The sequence below is a fragment of the Shewanella sp. 10N.286.52.B9 genome (assembly GCF_002873635.1).
In the GTDB taxonomy this organism is placed as follows: domain Bacteria; phylum Pseudomonadota; class Gammaproteobacteria; order Enterobacterales; family Shewanellaceae; genus Shewanella.
The window spans coordinates 1-19,891 of the sequence record NZ_MCTY01000199.1 but is presented as its reverse complement, the minus strand read 5'-3'; the positions used below and the strand labels follow the sequence as shown (position 1 = coordinate 19,891).

General features: G+C 43.4%; 16 protein-coding genes. 6 read left to right on the top strand and 10 right to left on the bottom strand.

Annotated elements, in window-relative coordinates; all coding sequences use genetic code 11:
- Window positions 1-301 precede the first annotated feature (301 nt).
- The 8 genes from BCU91_RS15745 to BCU91_RS15710 form a co-directional block, all read right to left on the bottom strand.
- Window positions 302-958, bottom strand: a complete 657-nt coding sequence (locus tag BCU91_RS15745) for a 3-oxoacid CoA-transferase subunit B (RefSeq protein WP_102531866.1) — start codon at window positions 956-958, stop codon at window positions 302-304.
- An 11-nt stretch (window positions 959-969) separates the two neighbouring features.
- On the bottom strand, window positions 970-1,686 hold the full coding sequence (locus BCU91_RS15740) for a CoA transferase subunit A (protein ID WP_102531865.1): 717 nt from the start codon (window positions 1,684-1,686) through the stop codon (window positions 970-972).
- A 96-nt stretch (window positions 1,687-1,782) separates the two neighbouring features.
- Window positions 1,783-2,685, bottom strand: a complete 903-nt coding sequence (locus BCU91_RS15735; RefSeq protein WP_102436296.1) for a hydroxymethylglutaryl-CoA lyase — start codon at window positions 2,683-2,685, stop codon at window positions 1,783-1,785.
- On the bottom strand, window positions 2,686-4,731 hold the full coding sequence (locus BCU91_RS15730; RefSeq protein ID WP_102520629.1) for an acetyl/propionyl/methylcrotonyl-CoA carboxylase subunit alpha: 2,046 nt from the start codon (window positions 4,729-4,731) through the stop codon (window positions 2,686-2,688). It abuts the gene before it with no gap.
- On the bottom strand, window positions 4,731-5,567 hold the full coding sequence (locus tag BCU91_RS15725) for an enoyl-CoA hydratase-related protein (protein WP_102531864.1): 837 nt from the start codon (window positions 5,565-5,567) through the stop codon (window positions 4,731-4,733). The genes BCU91_RS15730 and BCU91_RS15725 overlap by 1 nt, the downstream gene beginning before the upstream one ends.
- Window positions 5,568-5,606: 39 nt before the next feature.
- Window positions 5,607-7,214 carry a carboxyl transferase domain-containing protein gene (locus BCU91_RS15720; RefSeq protein ID WP_102531863.1) on the bottom strand — a complete coding sequence of 536 codons (1,608 nt, stop codon included), beginning with the start codon at window positions 7,212-7,214 and terminating at the stop codon, window positions 5,607-5,609.
- Between the two features lie 229 nt (window positions 7,215-7,443).
- Window positions 7,444-8,613, bottom strand: coding sequence for an isovaleryl-CoA dehydrogenase (locus BCU91_RS15715; RefSeq protein ID WP_102477009.1), 1,170 nt, complete (start codon window positions 8,611-8,613; stop codon window positions 7,444-7,446).
- Between the two features lie 127 nt (window positions 8,614-8,740).
- The gene (locus BCU91_RS15710; protein WP_102436306.1) at window positions 8,741-9,139 is read right to left on the bottom strand and encodes a MerR family DNA-binding transcriptional regulator; all 399 of its coding nucleotides are present in this window, start codon (window positions 9,137-9,139) and stop codon (window positions 8,741-8,743) included.
- A 428-nt stretch (window positions 9,140-9,567) separates the two neighbouring features.
- Between BCU91_RS15710 and BCU91_RS15705 the strand changes: the two genes are divergently transcribed.
- Window positions 9,568-11,487, top strand: a complete 1,920-nt coding sequence (locus BCU91_RS15705) for a propionyl-CoA synthetase (RefSeq protein WP_102436308.1) — start codon at window positions 9,568-9,570, stop codon at window positions 11,485-11,487.
- Between the two features lie 283 nt (window positions 11,488-11,770).
- On the top strand, window positions 11,771-12,247 hold the full coding sequence (locus BCU91_RS15700; protein ID WP_102531862.1) for a hypothetical protein: 477 nt from the start codon (window positions 11,771-11,773) through the stop codon (window positions 12,245-12,247).
- Window positions 12,248-12,462: 215 nt separating this feature from the next.
- Here BCU91_RS15700 and BCU91_RS15695 read toward each other — a convergent pair whose 3' ends face one another.
- The gene (locus BCU91_RS15695; RefSeq protein WP_102520633.1) at window positions 12,463-13,461 is read right to left on the bottom strand and encodes a LysR family transcriptional regulator; all 999 of its coding nucleotides are present in this window, start codon (window positions 13,459-13,461) and stop codon (window positions 12,463-12,465) included.
- 527 nt (window positions 13,462-13,988) lie between these two features.
- On the opposite strand from BCU91_RS15695, the gene gndA reads away from it, so the two are divergent.
- Window positions 13,989-15,518: an NADP-dependent phosphogluconate dehydrogenase gene (gndA, locus tag BCU91_RS15690; protein ID WP_102477012.1), complete on the top strand. Its 1,530-nt coding sequence runs from the start codon at window positions 13,989-13,991 to the stop codon at window positions 15,516-15,518.
- A 93-nt stretch (window positions 15,519-15,611) separates the two neighbouring features.
- Here gndA and BCU91_RS15685 read toward each other — a convergent pair whose 3' ends face one another.
- Window positions 15,612-16,493, bottom strand: a complete 882-nt coding sequence (locus BCU91_RS15685) for a 1,4-dihydroxy-2-naphthoate polyprenyltransferase (RefSeq protein ID WP_102439476.1) — start codon at window positions 16,491-16,493, stop codon at window positions 15,612-15,614.
- Window positions 16,494-16,727: 234 nt separating this feature from the next.
- On the opposite strand from BCU91_RS15685, the gene tesB reads away from it, so the two are divergent.
- The 3 genes from tesB (at window position 16,728) to BCU91_RS15670 (ending at window position 19,384) form a co-directional block, all read left to right on the top strand.
- Entirely contained in the window at window positions 16,728-17,591 is an 864-nt protein-coding gene (gene tesB / locus BCU91_RS15680) for an acyl-CoA thioesterase II (RefSeq protein WP_102477013.1), read from the top strand.
- A gap of 3 nt (window positions 17,592-17,594) precedes the next feature.
- Complete coding sequence (locus BCU91_RS15675; RefSeq protein WP_076540422.1) at window positions 17,595-17,990, top strand: YbaY family lipoprotein; 396 nt, start codon at window positions 17,595-17,597, stop codon at window positions 17,988-17,990.
- Between the two features lie 161 nt (window positions 17,991-18,151).
- On the top strand, window positions 18,152-19,384 hold the full coding sequence (locus tag BCU91_RS15670) for an MFS transporter (RefSeq protein ID WP_241904097.1): 1,233 nt from the start codon (window positions 18,152-18,154) through the stop codon (window positions 19,382-19,384).
- Window positions 19,385-19,891 lie beyond the last annotated feature (507 nt).

The following is a 19,891-nucleotide window of genomic DNA, read 5'->3' as shown; positions in this document are numbered from 1 at the left end:
GGATGTCTGGCTAGCTTTCGGGGGGAAGGGACGCCCCATCGTAAGCGTTAGTTATTTTCGAATAAGAGCGCAGCTTATTCGTTTTTCAGAATAACTTCGTTGGAGCGGCAAGGGATGTCGAGAAGGGAAATGCTGTTGTTTCCCTTTCGTCTGGTGTGGGCGAAGCGCCACGACCTTGATCTTGCTGTTATCTTTGTTGTTTAACACACCCAAAACTCAAATTACACCAAACAAAAAAGCGAACTTCAATGAAGCTCGCTTTTAGTCTTTAATCAAATTTAAATTGAATCACACATTCAATTTAAAACACCATTTCTGGTACATGCTCTGGCACAACCAACTTACCTGCAGTTTTAGATTGGATCTCTTCAACACTGACACCTGGGGCTCGTTCTAATAAGTGAAATGCGCCATCTTTGATTTCCATAAAGGCTAAATCTGTCATGACGCGTTTGATGCAGCCATAACCGGTTAATGGCAGTTCACATACAGGTAAAAGTTTAGAGTTACCTTTTTTGTCAGCATGCATCATGGTGACAATAATATTGTCAGCGCCTGCGACTAAATCCATTGCGCCGCCCATGCCTTTAATCAATTTACCTGGGATCATCCATGAGGCGATTGAGCCGTTTACATCGACTTCAAAAGCGCCGAGTACGGTTAAATCGACATGGCCGCCACGGATCATCGCAAAGCTTTCAGCCGATGAAAAGAATGATGCGCCATCTACAGCGGTGACTGTTTGCTTACCTGCGTTGATGAGGTCGGCGTCAATGGTGTCTTCAGTTGGGAACTCGCCCATACCTAATAGGCCGTTTTCAGATTGCAGCATCACGCTCATGCCTGCAGGAATGTAGTTAGCCACTAAGGTCGGAATACCGATACCTAAGTTAACGTAAAAGCCGTCTTGCATTTCTTGCGCTACACGTTGAGCAAGTTGTTCTCTTGATAAAGCCATGATCTTGCTCCTTATGCTTGGTTGTCAGGTTGAGGTTTAACGGTGCGCTGCTCAATACGTTTCTCAAAACTTGCTTGAATCACCCGATCAACATAAATACCAGGGGTATGAATATGGTTTGGGTCTAGCTCGCCCGGCTGGACAATTTCTTCCGCTTCTACCACGGTGATTTTGCCTGCGGTAGCCATCATAGGATTAAAGTTAGCCGCTGTTTTACGAAAGATTAAGTTACCCATGGTATCGGCTTTCCATGCACGAACTAAGGCGAAATCGGCGGTTAGTGACTCTTCAAGCACATAATTACGGCCTTTAATTTCACGGGTTTCTTTACCATCAGCGATTGGCGTGCCGTAACCAGTTGCAGTGAAAAAGGCTGGGATACCCGCTCCGCCAGCACGAATTTTTTCAGCCAAGGTGCCTTGTGGGGTTAAGATGACATTTAACTCACCTGATAGCATTTGCTGTTCAAAAGTGGCGTTTTCACCCACGTATGAGGCAATCATGGTGGCAATTTGGCGCTGCTTTAACAATAAGCCCAAACCAAAATCATCAACCCCAGCGTTGTTTGAAATAGCGGTAAGCCCAGTTACGCCTGTGGTCACCATATGATTAATCAGGCCTTCAGGGATACCACACAGGCCAAAGCCACCGACCAAAATTGTCATGTCGTTATTGAGGCCATTTAGGGCTTCTTGGTAACTGTGAACGACTTTGTTGAGTCCTGCCATAATCTTGTCCTTTTCAGTTTGCGGTTTGCAAATTTATATCGTTTTAATGTGCGCTATTAAGCACTGACTTTAAACAATGGCCTTTTAAACAATGGCCTATACCGTTAGCGCTTGGGCGACTTTTGAACCTGTGGTGCGGCCCAATACTTGGCTGATTTGATTGCCTGCTTGGGCAAGTTTGTGTAAATCAATGCCAGTTTCTATGCCCATGCCATGGAGCATATAAACTAAATCTTCAGTGGCGAGATTACCCGATGCGCCTTTGGCATAAGGGCAGCCGCCAAGGCCTGCGACCGATGAGTCAATTACGCTTACGCCTGTGGTTAAACAGGCTTGAATGTTGGCTAATGCTTGGCCGTAGGTGTCATGAAAGTGTAGCGCCAGTTTATCGACAGGCACTAAATTAGCGACGGTTTCAACCATCTTACGGGCTTTTAGTGGCGTGCCAACACCAATGGTGTCTCCGAGGGAGATCTCGTAACAGCCCATTTTGTAAAGTATTTCAGACACGCGGGCCACTTCTGTGCTCTTTATCTCGCCTTCATAGGGGCAGCCCAGTACACAGGAAACATAACCGCGTACCTTAATGTTTCGCGCTTTAGCGAGCGCCATGACTGGCTCAAAGCGGGCGATTGACTCGTCAATCGAGCAGTTAATATTGCGTTGGCTGAAGCTTTCTGATGCGGCGCCAAAGATGGCCACTTCATCTGCGCCAGCGTCAAGGGCAAGTTCCAGCCCTTTTAAATTTGGGGTGAGGGCAGAGTAGACCACGCCTTGTTTACGCTTAATTTGCCGTAAAATATCACCTGAATCGGCCATTTGTGGCACCCACTTAGGTGAAACAAAGCTGGCCGCTTCAATACGATTAACACCGGCAGCGGCTAACTGCTCAATAAGAGTAATTTTGTTTTCAATAGAGACCGTGGTTTCATTTTGCAGTCCGTCACGGGCACCAACTTCAAAAATACTGACCTGAGTCGGGAGATTGCTCGGTAACATTTATGCCTCCGAGTCAGCAGATTCAGGCGCTGTGACATCAAGTGTTGTTGGCTCGACATTTAGCAGTTGGGCACCATCGGTGACGAGCTCGCCGCTTTGAAAGTAAAATTCACTGACCACACCATCAAATGGCGCTTCAATGGTGTATTCCATTTTCATCGCTTCCATCACTAATAAGCCTTGGCCTTCAGTGACGCTATCGCCCACCTCAACTAAGTGAGTGACCACAGTGCCATTCATTGGCGCTTTTAATTTGTCGGCGCTATCAATGGTGTCTTCAGCTATTTGGGCTAATATCGCTTTAAAGTGATAGCTGCCACTCGGTAAGAACAAGGTAAAGTCATCACCTTGATGGCTGACGGGAATGTTGCTTTTATGGCCATTAATTTCAGCCTGCAGCATGTCATCTTTAATGGTGCCTGCAAGCGATAATGCTTGGCCGTTAAGGTTAAGATGCAGTGCATCGCCTAAATCGGTGATGACGAGATTGTGCAATTGCTGCTCGTCACTGCTGTCGCTGAGTAGGGCAACATGATGCACGCTGGCGCTATTGAGTCTAAAGCCACTAACTTGTCCCCACGGTGAGTAAGGGTCGTGGCTGTTGGTGGCGGTGGATTTTGCCGCTTGCTGGCGAGCTAATACTTGATAAAGCCCCGCTAATGCCAGTGCGTTGTCTGACTCATCAGTAACATTGCCAATTAAACTGTCGGAATAGCGCTCGATAAAGTCGGTACAAAAATTGGCGTCTGAAAAGGCTTTATGCTCAGCAATATTAGCGAGGAACTCGATATTGTGTTTAAGGCCGCTGATTTGATACGAGCTTAATGCGTGGGTTAAGCGCTGCAGTGCGCGGGGGCGAGATTCGTCCCAGACAATCAGTTTTGAAATCATTGGGTCGTAAAAGTTACTAATGACATCATTTTCGCGAATGCCTGAATCAATGCGTACATGACGGTTTTGATCCGGCTCGCGCAAGAAGGTTAACTTGCCTGACGCAGGTAAAAATTCATTGCGGGGATCTTCAGCATAAATACGAGCTTCAAAGGCGTGGCCATGAATACGCACTTCAGCTTGGGTAAGGGGCAACTCACTGCCACTAGCGACCATTAGTTGCCATTTTACTAAGTCTTGCCCGGTGACCATTTCTGTAACTGGGTGCTCAACCTGTAGACGGGTGTTCATTTCCATGAAGTAGAAACTGCCATCAGTATCTAATAGAAACTCAACCGTGCCTGCGCCCACATAATCAATGGCTTTAGCTGCGGCTACTGCCGCTTCACCCATTTGCTTACGCAGTGCATCTGACAGCCCTGGGGCTGGCGCTTCTTCGACCACTTTTTGATGGCGACGCTGGATGGAGCAATCACGATCTGATAAATAGATGGTATTACCGAAAGTATCGGCAAACACTTGTAGCTCCACATGACGTGGCTGGCGTAAGTAGCGTTCCATTAATAATTTGTCATTACCAAACGATGATGCCGCTTCTCGACGAGCTGAGTTAATCGCTGCTAGCACTTCAGCTTGGCTTTCAACAATCTTCATGCCTTTGCCACCACCGCCATAGGCCGCTTTAATCAGCATGGGGTAACCAACATTTTCAGCTTCAGCCAGTAGGGTTTCATCTGATTGGTCATCACCATGATAACCGGGCACTAATGGCACATTGGCTGCGCCCATAATCATTTTGGCGGCGCTTTTACTGCCCATAGCATCAATGGCATCACTGCCTGGGCCGATAAATACAATGCCGTTTTGCTCACAGTTGCGAGCAAAGTCAGCGTTTTCAGACAAGAAACCATAACCGGGGTGAATCGCTTCAGCGGCTGACTTTTTCGCAATTTCAATGATCAAATCAGCTTTTAGGTATGAATCAGCCGGAGCGCTGCCACCAATGTGGAAAGATTCATCGGCCATGGTGACATGGCGGGCATCTTTATCGGCATCAGAATAAAGCGCTACAGTACGAACGCCCATGGCGCGGGCGGTGTTGATGATGCGACAGGCAATTTCACCACGATTGGCAATTAAAATCTTAGTAAACATTATTGGGCTCCTTGTGCATCAGTCTTAGCGCTGCTTTTAGTCGATTGAGCACGCCATGATGGTGAACGTTTTTCAAAGAATGCATTGAGGCCTTCTTGGCCTTCGTCTGATACACGTATGCGGGCAATCTGCTCGCTAGTATGGGCAAGGGTGGCGTCATTTATCACGCCATCTTCAAGGTGGGACACTAAGGTTTTAACCCATGCCATGCCTTGGGGACTGTTAGCGTTAAAGGCCTCGATAAACGGCTGGGCTGCTGCGTCTAAATCATCATTAACTTCATGAATTATTTGATGAGTTAAGGCTACAGTGGCACTGAAGCGCTCGGCGGTGAGCATATAACGTCGTGCTTGGCGGTTGCCCATGGCTCGCACCACATAAGGGCTGATAACCGCAGGGATTAAACCGAGTTTGACTTCACTGAGGCAAAAGCTTGCGCGCTCATTGGCAATGGCAATATCGCAGCAGCAAATTAATCCCAGTGCGCCGCCAAAGGCTGCGCCATTGACTAAGGCGATAGTCGGCTTAGGAAACTTATCTAGCACGTGCATTAATTTAGCCAGTTCATGGGCGTCATTGAGGTTTTGCTCAAAGTCCATTTTGGCTTGCTTGCGCATCCAGTTAAGGTCAGCGCCAGCACTGAAGTTTTTACCGTTGGCGCGCAATATTAATTGCTGGCATTGGTCGTTTTCGTCAAAGGCTTCGATGGCGGTGATCATTTCATTAATCATCACTTCATCAAAGGCATTATGTTTTTCAACGCGGTCTAAAATTAATTCACCAACGCCTTGGTTAAGCTGGCATTGAATGTATTGATATGGGTTGGCTATTGCCATGTTTGCATGCTCCTATTGATATTGAATGAATAACCGCAATTACATGCGGAACACACCAAACTTGGTATCTTCAATAGGCGCATTTAACGCCGCCGATAACGCTAAACCCACTACATCACGCGTTTGAGCAGGGTCGATAATGCCGTCATCCCACAGGCGTGCACTGGCATGGTAGGGATGACCTTCTTTGTCATATTGCTCAACAATCGGTTTTCTAAAGGCTTGCTCGTCTTCATCAGACCAGTCTTGGCCTTTACGGGCTAAACCGTCACGGCGAACTGTGGCCAATACACCAGCAGCTTGTTCGCCGCCCATGACTGAAATGCGAGCATTGGGCCACATCCACATCATGGTGGGCTCAAATGCACGGCCACACATGCCGTAGTTACCCGCGCCATAACTGCCACCAATGATGACGGTAAATTTAGGCACATTGGCACAAGATACTGCGGTAACCATTTTAGCGCCGTGCTTAGCAATACCCTCATGTTCGTACTTTTTACCTACCATAAAACCAGTGATGTTTTGCAGGAACAGTAATGGGATTTTGCGTTGGCAACACAATTCAATAAAGTGCGCGCCTTTTTGGGCAGATTCAGAAAATAAAATGCCGTTGTTAGCCACAATGCCGACAGGGTAGCCATGAATGCGGGCAAAGCCGCAAACCAGCGTGTTACCGTAATTGGCTTTAAATTCATCAAAATCTGAGTCATCAACAACCCGGGCAATAACCTCTTTAACATCAAAGGGCTTTTTAAGGTCGGTACCGACAATGCCGTACAATTCACTGATATCGAATTTAGGTGGCTTAACAGGGCTTAACTGGGCTGTAATTTGCTTTTGATGGTTTAAGCGTGAAATGGCTTTACGGGCAAGCTCAAGTGCGTGGTCATCATTTTGGGCTAAATGGTCGGCAACACCAGAAATCTTAGTATGTACTTCAGCGCCGCCTAATTCTTCGGCGGTTACTTCTTCGCCGGTAGCGGCTTTAACTAATGGCGGGCCGGCTAAAAAAATAGTGCCTTGCTCTTTTACGATAATCGACTCATCTGCCATGGCGGGAACATAGGCGCCACCTGCTGTACACAAACCCATGACCACAGCCACTTGCGGAATGCCTTTAGCTGACATTTGCGCTTGGTTGTAAAAAATACGCCCGAAATGATCGCGATCGGGAAACACTTCATCTTGTCTTGGTAAGTTTGCGCCGCCTGAATCCTCTAGGTAGATACAAGGTAAATGACAGCGACTGGCAATGTCTTGGGCGCGTAAATGCTTTTTCACCGTAATAGGGTAGTAAGTACCGCCTTTAACGGTGGCGTCATTGGCGATAATCATACATTCAACACCGCTTACACGGCCAATACCGGCAATCACACCGGCTGCGGGCACAGCTTCATCATAAACTTCATAGGCGGCGAATTGGGATATTTCTAAAAAGGGTGAGCCGGGATCGAGCAGTTTTTCGACTCGATGACGGGGCAGTAATTTACCTCGTGACAGGTGGCGTTCAAGGGCGACGGGACCGCCACCTTGTTCAATTTGGGTGAGTTTGATTTTTAGATCATCAACTAATGCCACCATGTCATCATGCTTGGCTTTAAACTCGTCACTACGGGCGTTAATACGGCTGCTCAATTGCGTCACAATTCATATCCTTAATGAGTCAAGTGAGGCGTTAGCATGGCTGAGTCTAAAGGGGGATGGGGTCTCAACCACGCTACGCACTAAACACTTTGCTATTGACGTTAACTTTTGAATAATTTGGTGTTGATTGTATTTTTTAGTGTGCTGCTAACTAGCTAAATTCTAGAAGTTATTTGGATTAGCTATCCAAATTTAACAGCTATTTGGATTAGCTATCCAAATTTAACAGCTATTTGGATTCATTAAACAGCTCACGTCCAATCAACATGCGGCGAATTTCTGAGGTTCCCGCACCAATTTCATATAACTTGGCATCACGTAATAAACGCCCTGTGGCATATTCATTGACGTAACCATTGCCACCTAGTAACTGAATCGCATCCAGTGACATTTTTGTGGCAAGCTCGGCGCTATATAAAATTGCGCCAGCAGCATCTTTACGGGTGGTTTCGCCGCGGTCACAAGATTTGGCCACGTTATAGATGTAGGATTTAGCAGCGTTCATGCCGGTGTACATATCGGCAAGCTTGCCTTGGACTAATTGGAATTGACCAATGGATTTACCAAATTGTTCCCGCTCGTGAATATAAGGCATGACAATATCCATACAGGCATTCATGATGCCTAACGGCCCACCTGATAACACCACGCGTTCGTAATCAAGGCCGCTCATCAGTACTTTTACGCCATTGTTAAGGCCGCCTAAGATATTTTCTTCAGGGACTTCACAATTCTCAAATACCAATTCACAGGTATTGGAGCCGCGCATGCCTAATTTATCGAGTTTTTGTGCGGTGCTGAAGCCTTTAAAGGTTTTTTCAACAATAAATGCAGTGATGCCATGTGGGCCTTTGTCTGCATCAGTTTTGGCATAAATCACTAAGGTGTCAGCATCAGGACCATTGGTGATCCACATTTTGTTACCATTAAGAATGTAACGGTCGCCTTGTTTACGGGCGCTTAACTTCATTGACACCACGTCTGAGCCCGCATTAGGTTCACTCATGGCCAGTGCGCCGATATGTTCACCGCTAACTAATTTGGGTAAGTACTTGGCTTTTTGCTCAGCGCTGCCATTACGGTTAATTTGATTAACGCAAAGGTTTGAGTGGGCGCCGTAACTTAAGCCAATAGAAGCAGAGGCGCGGGAGATTTCTTCCATGGCGACGACATGGGCAAGGTAGCCCATATTCGCGCCGCCATACTCTTCAGGCACGGTGACGCCAAGGAGTCCCATCTCTCCTAGAACTGGCCACATGTGGTTAGGAAAAGCATTATCTTGATCAACTTGCGCCGCGATGGGCGCAATCTCGTTGCTGGCAAAATCATGTACGGCATCGCGAAGCATGTCCACGTCTTCGCCCAGGCCGAAATTAAGGCTTGTATAGAGTGATGTCATTGTCTTGTGTCCTGTTGAATATTAGCTATTTGCGCCGTGAAACTATCTTGTTCCTTAGGCTTATAATTTTTATATTGTTGCTGTTATTATTCAGTTAAACGGATCTTTTGCTGTCGATGATGAGTCGCTATTTAACACTTTCCTCTAGGGCTGACTTACATTGCTGCTCAGCAGAGTTCAGTTCCATAAGTACCACCTTGATATCGTCCATTTGCTGCTGCAAAGAAGCTTTTTTCTCTTCTACTAAATCGAGCATTGTTTGTAGTTGAGAAGTACTGCTTTTATCTGCATCGTAAAGCTCAAACAAACGACGGGTTTCCGCTAACGAAAAACCTAAACGTTTACCTCGTAATATCAGTTTTAAGCGCACACGATCTTTTAAACTATAGATACGTGTTTGACCGCGGCGCTTAGGTTTTATTAAGCCTTGGTCTTCATAAAACCGAATACTACGTGTGGTGATATCAAATTCCTTTGATAAATCACTAATTGAATAAGTGGATTGTGGGTTTAAATTTGCGCTCATCGTTTCACCAAAAGTACGTCTTTTGATGCAAGATATATGAAGTTTACGTAAAGGTAAAGTTTGTCGCCAGTTGCCAAGGCTGTTTTTGTTAAAAAACAATGTAAATACAGCTTGCCAAGGCCTAGGGATTACCGCGCGCAAGAATGGCGCAGTGACAGAATAGTGAATTCAATATTGTAGCAAAGACGCCATTAATTAGGTTAATAATTAATGGTGATTTTTAGTGCTAACTTATAATTATCATTAAGTTAGCATCATAACACTGAAGTTTTTATTTATGTGTTATTGCTGAGATTTCTATATCCCTTGGTCTAATGGGGAAACTTTTTTAACCACGCCATAATGAAGTTAATTCAATATTACTCACGGTAAGTTATTTAAAGGTATGACTTAGCGTGAAAGGTCAATCGTTCAGTGGGGAGTAGCTTATGGCTGGTTTAGGGATTGAAATGCATCAAGATTCTTTACAGGATAAACAAGGGTTTTGGGGAAAGGCTGCCAAGGCCATTACCTGGGATAAGCTGTTTGATAGTGTGTTAGATGAGGCTAATGCGCCATTTTATCAATGGTTTGCTGGTGGCGAAATGAATACCTGCTATAACGCTGTTGACCGTCATGTGTTAGCTGGCCACGGTGATCGCATTGCCATTGAATACATAAGTCCTGTAACCCAAAATCAGTACAGTATTAGTTATCAAGAATTACTATCCCAAGTGAGCCGGTTAGCCGGTTACATGCAATCCATTGGCATTGAAAAGGGCGATAGAGTGGTCATTTATATGCCGATGGTGCCAGAAACCGCCTATGCCATGCTGGCCTGTGCCCGCATAGGCGCCATTCACTCTGTGGTGTTTGGCGGCTTTGCAGCCAATGAATTAGCCACCCGGATTAATGATGCTAAACCGAAACTTATTTTATCGGCATCTTGTGGTATTGAGCCGTCAGGCGTGGTGAAGTACAAACCGCTATTAGATGATGCCTTAGCTCAAGCGTCTCACCAAGTTGACCATTGCGTTATTCTCAATCGACCTCAATATACTGCAGACTTACAAAGCCCAAGGGACGTTGACTGGCAAAGTGCTGTGAGCCATGCATCGTCAGTGGATTGCGTCGCCGTTGAAGCGACCCATCCGCTGTATGTGCTTTATACCTCAGGTACAACAGGCCAACCCAAAGGCGTGGTGAGAGATAATGGTGGCCATGGGGTGGCGCTAATCTGGTCTATGAAGCACATATATAATATCGGCGCTGGCGATGTGTTTTGGGCTGCATCAGATGTGGGCTGGGTTGTGGGTCATTCTTATATTGTTTACGGGCCATTATTAGTTGGCGCAACAACATTGATGTATGAAGGTAAGCCCATTGGTACCCCCGATGCGGGGGCTTTTTGGCGGATCATCGAACAATATAATGTAAAAAGCTTTTTTACCGCGCCGACGGCCATTCGAGCCATTAAACGCGAAGATCCTGACGGAGCATTAGTTAAAGGTGTTGATTTATCGTGTTTAGGGCAAGTATTTCTTGCGGGTGAACGCTGCGATCCCGACACGCTCAATTGGGCCCAAGATAAATTGGCCAAACCTGTTATCGATCACTGGTGGCAAACTGAAACCGGTTGGCCAGTTGCGGCGAATTTGATGGGGATAGATCCTATCGAGATTAAAGCGGGATCGCCCGCAAGACCAGTACCCGGTTATCAGGTCGAAGTACTCGATGCCATGGGCGAGCAAGTTAGCGCCAATGAAAGTGGTAATGTGGTGATTAAACTGCCGTTGCCACCGGGTAACTTAACCACCTTATGGAACAACGATAAACGCTATGTGGAGAGCTATTTATCTATGTATCAAGGTTATTATTTAACGGGCGATGCGGGCTATATTGATGAAGATGGCTACCTGTATATTATGAGCCGCATAGATGACATTATTAACGTTGCTGGGCACCGATTATCTACTGGGCGCTTTGAAGAGGTATTGTGCCAACATTCAGCGGTTGCAGAAGCGGCGGTTATTGGGGTGCAAGATAAACTCAAAGGTCAGGTACCGTTAGGGCTAGTGGTACTTAAAAATGGCGTCGAGTTATCTGATGAAGTTTTATATCAAGAGTTACTAGCATTGGTGAGACATGAAATTGGCCCAGTGGCGTCTTTTCGATTAGTCAGCGCGGTGCAAAAACTGCCTAAAACCCGCTCGGGTAAAATCTTGCGCGCCACCATGCGTAAGATTGCTGACAATAACGAATATACTATGCCTGCCACTATTGAAGATCCGATGACGCTAGATATTATTCGCACGGCATTAACTAAGATGGGCTATGCTGATGCGTTGGCCAAGGAACTCACGGTTTAGTTTGTGTGTCATGTTAACAAACGAGCCTGATGGCTCGTTTTTTTATGGATAACGCCTTTTTATCGAATATAAAGATATTAAGGACTAAATTTGGTCTAAACTGAGAGTTAAGTGCTGATTTATAGTGTTATTTAATCAAACTGAGATGTTTTTTATTTTATAATCGGCAAGGGTATTCTATCTATCGTTAAACTAGATGTATTCTCGAATTCAGTTACTCGTGGCTGAAATTGAGAAAGATGACTGTTAACCAGTAAATATGACAAAGGTTTGATCAAGTTTTATGAACAACATTAAAGAACTGCCAGAAAAGATTAATACTAAAACCAGCAGACTATTTTGGTTAACCATTTTTACTGGTGGTATTTACCCGATAATTTGGTTATTTGCTAAGTATCCCAAAATGGACGAGATTACTTCAATTCGCACCGCTGATGATTCGTTTATTATTGCGATAGCAGTTTGCTTTGGTTTTGGTGGTGTGTTGTCACACAGTGACTTTGGCTTGATGAGTGGTATCGGCAGTTTATTACTTTTTGGCGCTTTCTTTTTATATGTATTTTGGTCATTTAGAGCGCGAGCGGCATTGCAAGATTATGCCCACGTGAATTTCGGCATTGATTTGAAAATGAATAAAATTCTCACAGTCGTGTTTAACATTTTTTATATCAATTACTGCATTAATCAACTGCCTGAAGAACAACAAAAAGGTCATCCAGCCTATGGCAAAGGCAGTATTAACATTACAGAGATTAAGTGAAGTAACAAGCTGATAAGGCCTTAAGGATAGATACAAAAAAGCAGACTATTTTTAATCAAATAGTCTGCTTTTTATGAATAAGTTTACTGAAAAACCTTGTGGTTATTATTTTTGATGCAACGGCATCAAATTATTTATTGAACTCAGTAATAGCCTTTGCATTGTTTGCTCACCTAAATGTTGTGAGCATTGCTCGGCGTTTATGTCGCTGGTGTTTATTTTTCAAATAGACAGGCTTCATCGCTGCCATTGGCGCCCTGAGTAACCAGTTGTGCAATTTTATGTTTAACGCAATCAGTTAACTTGCGCTCTGATTTTCGGGTTTGCATATACAGGTTCATATTAGGCTTATTACGCATCAGTTCGGCGCGCTCTGTTTTCGGTATCATTTGCGCCCTAATTGCTTCATTTTGAGTTAAGTGATCAACCGCGCCTTGTGATACCACTAACGTGATGGCATCAGTGCCAACGAGGAAGTCACTAATTTCATTGAGATTATTGGTTTTGGCTGCAACGTCGAGCTCGCGTTTACGGCTATCGGCAAACTGTTTCAGTGGTGTGGCTTCAATGTCACTATTAAAGTGTAACACTTCGGTCAAAATAACCGGGTAGTTCAGCACTCTATCAAGAATAGGTTTGTATATCTCATTCCAAATTGGGTGATCATCTCTTGCGACAATGAAGGTATCTCGCACTTCACATATTTTCTGATTTTGAATCCCTACATGGCTAGATGCTTGGCAACTTATCACCACATCACATTGGCTATTTAGCAGCATTTCTTCATCATTGGGACCATTGTCTTGCAGTACCGCTGATTTCACACAGGCGCTCATGCAACTACATTGATAGAGATTTCTTAGTAGGCCATTGGTGAAGCCCGATGGAGCATGGATAACAACTTTGTTATCAAGTTTGTCATTACTTTTATCAATTTCTTGGGCTAAGTCGAGGTGGTTTATCTCGATTTTTTTAATGATGGGGTAGAGCCGTTGTGCTTTATCGCTAATTTCAAGACCGGCTACTTTTTTGACAAATAAGGGGTCATCAAATGCATCTCGCAAGCGTGATAAACAGCGGCTTATCTTTGATTGAGGAACATTAAAAGCTTCAGCAGTGAGCTTGCCACTTTTAAATTCATATAGCCTTAAAAATACTAATAATGTCATGTAATCAAGATGCTGAAGCTTGTCTTGAGTGGTCGCGTTAATCATTGATTAGTTTCCGTAGCAGATGTGAATTTTTTGAATATACCAATTTCGGGGTATAGGTTGCAGGTTAATTGTAGTATTTATTAACCTAATCACATTTTTTAATGGAATTTATTCAAGAAGTGTTAATTGGCAGAGGGGTAAAATCTAATTTTAAATCATTAGCTTAATTGGTTAAAACTGGTGGATTTAGAGAAAGTACACTTTACCTATACAATTTAGGATTGCTGGTTAAGTGAACAGGTTTAATGATTGATATGTGTTTTTAATGCCAGTAAAAGGAAATGCAAAATAACTTTTACTCGGATAAACAAAGCATAACTTCCTTATCTAAAGTTAAAAATCTAGATTAAGGTGTTGTCTTATATGAATAATTTTTTTCAGAGTCTTGTTGGTGATCTAATATGCCGCTTTTGGCAAAAGTGTATGCACGTATTATGACTGTAATTTAGTTACACAAATCAGTATAATCACCGTCCAAATGGATTCGCTATACGCGATTAATCTCTGCGACCTTTGGAAAATAATAAATGAATACCCTACCATTCAGTTCAGACATCGGCGTTATTGGCCTTGGTGTTATGGGCAAGAATCTCGCGTTAAACATCGTTGATAATGGCTACCAGGTTGCTGCTTTTGATTTAGATACTGTCAAAGTTAATGCTGCCATTAATCAAGAACAAGCGGAAAGAAAAGCCAATTCAGCCCCCCGAATGCTGGCTTGTAATAATCTTACCGAAATGCTGTCATCTCTAACTAAGCCACGTGTTATTGTGCTGTCAGTTCCTGCTGGTGGACCTGTTGATGGAGTGTGTAAATCATTAATTGAAGCGGGCATTGAGTCAGATGACATTGTCGTTGATACCGGTAATAGTTTATGGACTGATACTGTAGAACGTGAAGCACGTTATAAAGGTCAGTTTGTTTTCTTTAGCTCTGCAGTCTCTGGCGGTGAAGTTGGCGCTCGATTTGGCCCTTCTTTAATGCCTAGTGGCGATAAAGCTGCATGGCAGTATGTAGCACCTGTCTGGAATGCCATAGCAGCTAAAGTCGATCCTGCTACAGGTTTACCCATTGAACGTTTTGAGCCTGGTAACCCAGTTGTTGAAGGCGAGCCTTGTACAACATACATAGGTCCTGCCGGTTCTGGTCACTATGTGAAAATGGTACATAACGGCATTGAATATGCGGACATGCAGTTAATTTGCGAAGCATTTCAATTGCTTCATGACGGATTAGGCTTAAGTGCCCATGAAATTGGTGATATTTTCAATGGCTGGAATAATGGCAGCTTGAATAGCTATCTGATGGGGATAAGTGCAGAAGTATTGCAGCAAGACGATCCACTAACAGGCAAGCCATTAGTTGAGATGATCCTTGATAAAGCGGGTCAAAAAGGCACAGGCCTTTGGACTGCGGTAAGCAGTTTACAAATTGGTTGCCCTGCGCCTACGATTGCCGAAGCTGTTTATGCCCGCGCGGTAAGTACTCAAAAAGATTTACGAGTACAGCTTAACAGCAAACTTGCTGGCCCTGCGGTTGTAACCCTTTCTGATGCAGAAAAAGCAGCATTTATTGCTAACTTAGAAGATGCACTATATTGCGCCAAAGTGTGCTGCTATGCACAAGGGTTCCAGCTAATGGCAATGGCCGCGAAAGAGCAAAACTGGACTTTAGATTTTGCTGAAATAGCCAAAATTTGGCGTGCAGGCTGTATTATTCGTGCCACTTTCTTGCAAGAAATTACCAAGGCTTACCAAGATAATGCTGAGCTGCCGAACTTATTAATGGCTGATACCTTCAGTGCTAGCTTATCGGCTAAACATATGAATTGGCGTAAAACGGTTGCCGCATCAGTGATGCAAGGCACGCCAGCGCCATGTATTAGCTCGGCAATTGCTTATTATGATAGTTACCGATGTGAAACTTTGCCTGCTAACTTACTTCAAGGTCAGCGCGATTTCTTTGGTGCTCATACGTTTGAACGCACTGACAAGCCAGCGGGTGAAAAGTATCATTTAGATTGGAGTGCTAAAGCGCGCACCTTATCTAAAGTTTAAATTGCAAAAGCAGTTTAAGACTTATTGTAAATCAATAGATTAAAAAAGGGCTTCTACTAAATAGTAGAAGCCCTTTTTATTGGTGATATTTTATTATTGCGGCAAACTAAACACTAAACCTATGCTAAATAACAAGCTAAAAATCATTGTGAGTTTTGCGGTTCTGCCTAGAATTGGATTGAGTGCTTCACCACTGGTGTTACTGAACTCGCCACTTAACTGACGGGCATAAACGATGGAAAGCCCGGCGAGTAAAACCGGTAAACCAGCAAGGTAGCCCATCAGAAAACCGCCAATGATGAGCCCAAAGGGTAAATACACTAAGGCTTGATAAAGCACTCTTGCCTGAGCTTGGCCGATACGAACCGCTAAGGTGTTTTTGCCAGCTTTGGTATCAGTTTGGATATCACGGGTATTATTGACGAGCATAATCGCGGCATTGAACATACCAATGGCGCTGCCAAGTAACCAAGCGCTGATACTGGTTTCCCCAGCCTGTAAGTAATAACTACCTACTACGGCCACTAGTCCAAAAAAAACAAATGCGGCGATTTCACCTAAACCGTGAGAAGCTAATGGATACGGGCCGCCACTGTAACAGACGGCACCTAATAATGAGGCTACAGCTAAAATAGCGATAGGCCAACCACCGTGTAAAATCAGTGCTGAGCCGACGATAAGTGCGAGAATAAGACACAAAATCATCGCATTTCGAACACTGTTGGGAGATATCATGCCACTTTGGGTAACTCGAACTGGACCAACACGCTCATCGGTATCAATACCGTTTTTGTAGTCAAAATAATCGTTGGCTAGGTTTACGGCTATTTGCAATAAAATAGCACACAGCATCGAGATACAAGCAATTGTAAAACTAAAAAGTTCTAAATGTAGTGCTAAAATATTACCAATTAATAATGGACCAATCGCAGCCGGTAAAGTACGTGGTCTAATAGCTAAAATCCAAGATTGCATATAATTAAGGCTTCAGGGTGTTGATTTAAATTAGAATGGACTAATAGCATAGCAATTTTTTGAGATTTTGTACGGGGTTATGATCTCGCAAATGATGAAAAAGTTATGCTATTTTTTCTTCTAGGTAGATTTAATTTTATATGCGACTCAATTTACGATTAAATTTTCCAGTAACCAAGGTTATTAAGTTAACCTATGATATTAGTGATAAGTAAATAAACTGCTAGGAATATTATGAGCCAAGTATTAAATGACCTTTTGTCTTTGTTGTCTCTAGAGCGAATTGAATTAGGGCTGTTTCGCGGTCAAAGCCAAGACTTGGGTTTTGGTCATGTTTTTGGTGGCCAGGTGATGGGGCAAGCGCTGAGCGCTGCTAAGCAAACCGTCAGTGAAGATCGCCATGTGCACTCTTTACATTCTTACTTTTTACGAGCCGGTGATGAAAAGTTACCGATTGTCTATGATGTTGAAAATATGCGTGATGGCGGCAGCTTCAGTGCAAGACGCGTAAAAGCGATTCAGAAGGGTAGGCCAATTTTTTATATGACCTGTTCTTTTCAAGCTCCAGAGGAAGGCTTTGAACATCAAGCTGAAATGCCTAATGTCCCCGGGCCTGAAGGCATACTTAATCAGCAAGAACTTGCTGTGAGTATGCGAGATAAGATCCCAGCAAGAATACTTGAAAAGTTTATGACTGACTCACCGATTGAGATGCGTTTAGTTAACCCTTCGCACCCCATCGCGCCTGATTCCACTGAGCCCAAACGATATATCTGGATGCGTGCCAGTGGTAAAATCCCAACGGATCATAATGTACAAGAATATTTATTGGCTTATGCCTCTGATTTTAATTTTTTAGTCACCGCAGCTCAGCCTCATGGGGTTTCATTTTTAACGCCTGGCGTTAGGATGGCGACTATTGATCATGCGATGTGGTTCCATAGACCGTTTAACTTTTCTGATTGGTTGCTTTACAGTGTTGAAAGCAGCAATGCTAGCGGTGGTCGCGGTTTTGTAAAGGGGCAGTTTTTTGATCAACAAGGCCGTTTAGTTGCATCAGCAACCCAAGAAGGCCTACTTAGAATGACAAAAGGATAATTTATGAAATTTTCATTTAAAATGGCGATATTTTCGTTATTAACATTAATGCTAAGTGCTTGTGTCACCGTTCAACCTGAGCCGCCAGTGGTTATTAATGGCTATGCGGGCTACTTAGAAAAAATAGCCTTGCCTCAAGGCTGTAAAATCAATATTGCCATTATTGACTTTAATACCCCAGGTTCAATCATTTCACAAAAGACCTTCGATATTGCCAGAGCTCCAGTGCCGTTTAAGTTTACTTTACCTGCTGAAGGTATTGATGATGCGGTGGATTATGGGGTGGTGGCAATGATTACCTACAATGAGCAGGTAATTTTTCAAACCTATGAAAAGTTTCAAGTCATCCACAACGACAAGTTCACCACTGAAGTTGTGATGAAAAAAGTCCCTCATTAGTTTTCGTTAGGTTTAACTCACTCAACCTATAAATATAATGCCCTAAGAATCATTTTAGGGCATAAGTCACATCTTAATATTTCCGCCATTGCTTATGTTGGTTTTCGGGTAATAATCAAATTCTTCATCAATTTTTATTTAAGGCTTAAGTTGTGCCTGAATTGTCTGCATCTACAAGGACTAAAACCTGTCGGCCAAAATCTGAAATACGCTTAATTTGGGCTTTGTGCTTAGCATCTGTCGTGGTTTATATAAACCTATATGCCATGCAGGGGATGTTGCCATCCATTGCTGAACACTTTGAGGTTTCAGGTGCTAGAGCTACATTGATTCTATCTTTTACCAGTTTTTCACTGGCATTTTCATTACTGTTGTATGCGGTTATTTCCGATAGAGTCGGGCGGTTAATGCCGATCATGGTGAGTATGTGGTTACTCGCAGCCTCTAATATCTTACTGATTTTTGTACAAGACTTTGACTCTTTGTTGATGGTGAGGTTACTGCAAGGGGTTTTGTTAGCTGCCGTACCAGCCATTGCGATGGCTTATTTTAAAGAGCAACTGCCAGCGAGCTTTATGCTAAAAGCTGCAGGTATTTACATTATGTCCAATAGTCTTGGTGGTATTGGCGGACGCCTGATGGGTGGGTTATTGTCACAATACTTTGATTGGCAGTCAGCAATGATGGTGAATTTTTTGGTGACCTTAACGGGTATCGCCTTGGTGACTTATCTATTACCTCGATGTGAGCAAAAAAATGCCCCACAATTAGATAAGCAAAGTACCTTTTTGAAGATAAAACATGATATTGGCGGCTTTGTTTACCACTTAACGGATCATCAAATGCGCTTAGTGTATGTCATTGGTGGCATAGCGTTTATGATGATGGTAAACCAGTTTAGTTTTATTCAATTACACCTCATGGCTGAGCCGTATGGGTTTAGTCGTTTCGGTGCGACATTAATTTTCTTATGCTATCTCAGTGGCACTTTTACTTCGTACTTATCTGCAAAGTGGGTGGTTAAATTTGGGGTGGAATTTTTATATCGCGGCGCATTAGTTGTGATGTTCTTGGGTACTTTACTGACCTTAGTTGATAATTTATTTGCTATCGTTATAGGCTTTTTATTAACAGCAAGTGGATTCTTTTTAACCCATAGCTGTTGTAACTCATTTGTGGCCATCAGGGCGTCCTCTCACAGGGCTAAAGCAACATCACTATACCTTTGTAGTTATTATCTCGGCGCAGCTCTTGGAGGGCCTTACTTGATGATGTTTTGGGTTCAAGCTGAATGGCAAGGTGTTGTTGTGGGTTCAGTTGGCTTATTGGTATTACTGTCGCTGGCTATATTCAGGTTGTCGCATTATCAAAGCCTAAGTAAAGCTGCTGTATAATGTCAGTCCTCTTGGGAAAATAATTTCGTCATTGTTTATAGAAGAAGCCTTAATGGCTTCTTTTTTTGTCTCAAATTTACAGTTAAATAAGACTTTATAAGCACAGAGTTGAATAGCGATTTAGTTAATGAATTTAATAAAGTCACTAATTGATGAATTGAATAGCAGGTTGTGAGTAGGCAGTGCTTAGTATTGGTTTGAATCGTTCTAGTTTGAAAGCTCTCTAAGGCGGATTTGAAGTTATCAATTGGAGGATTTTATAGTGTTTTCGCTTGGTTGCTGTAATTGGTGTGATCGAGTATATCCGTAATAGGATATATGATGGATAAGAGCTGTTTGAATTAGGTTACAGATATCGATGAGATATTAGCGATGAGTTCTTTTGGGAAATTTACTCATATTCGTCATTGGAGCTTTTTTAACACGCTACCAACTCGCCTAATTTTAGGCACAAAAAAACCACATTTAAGTGGTTTATGTTCTTTTAGAAAAAAGAAGGTGGTATCC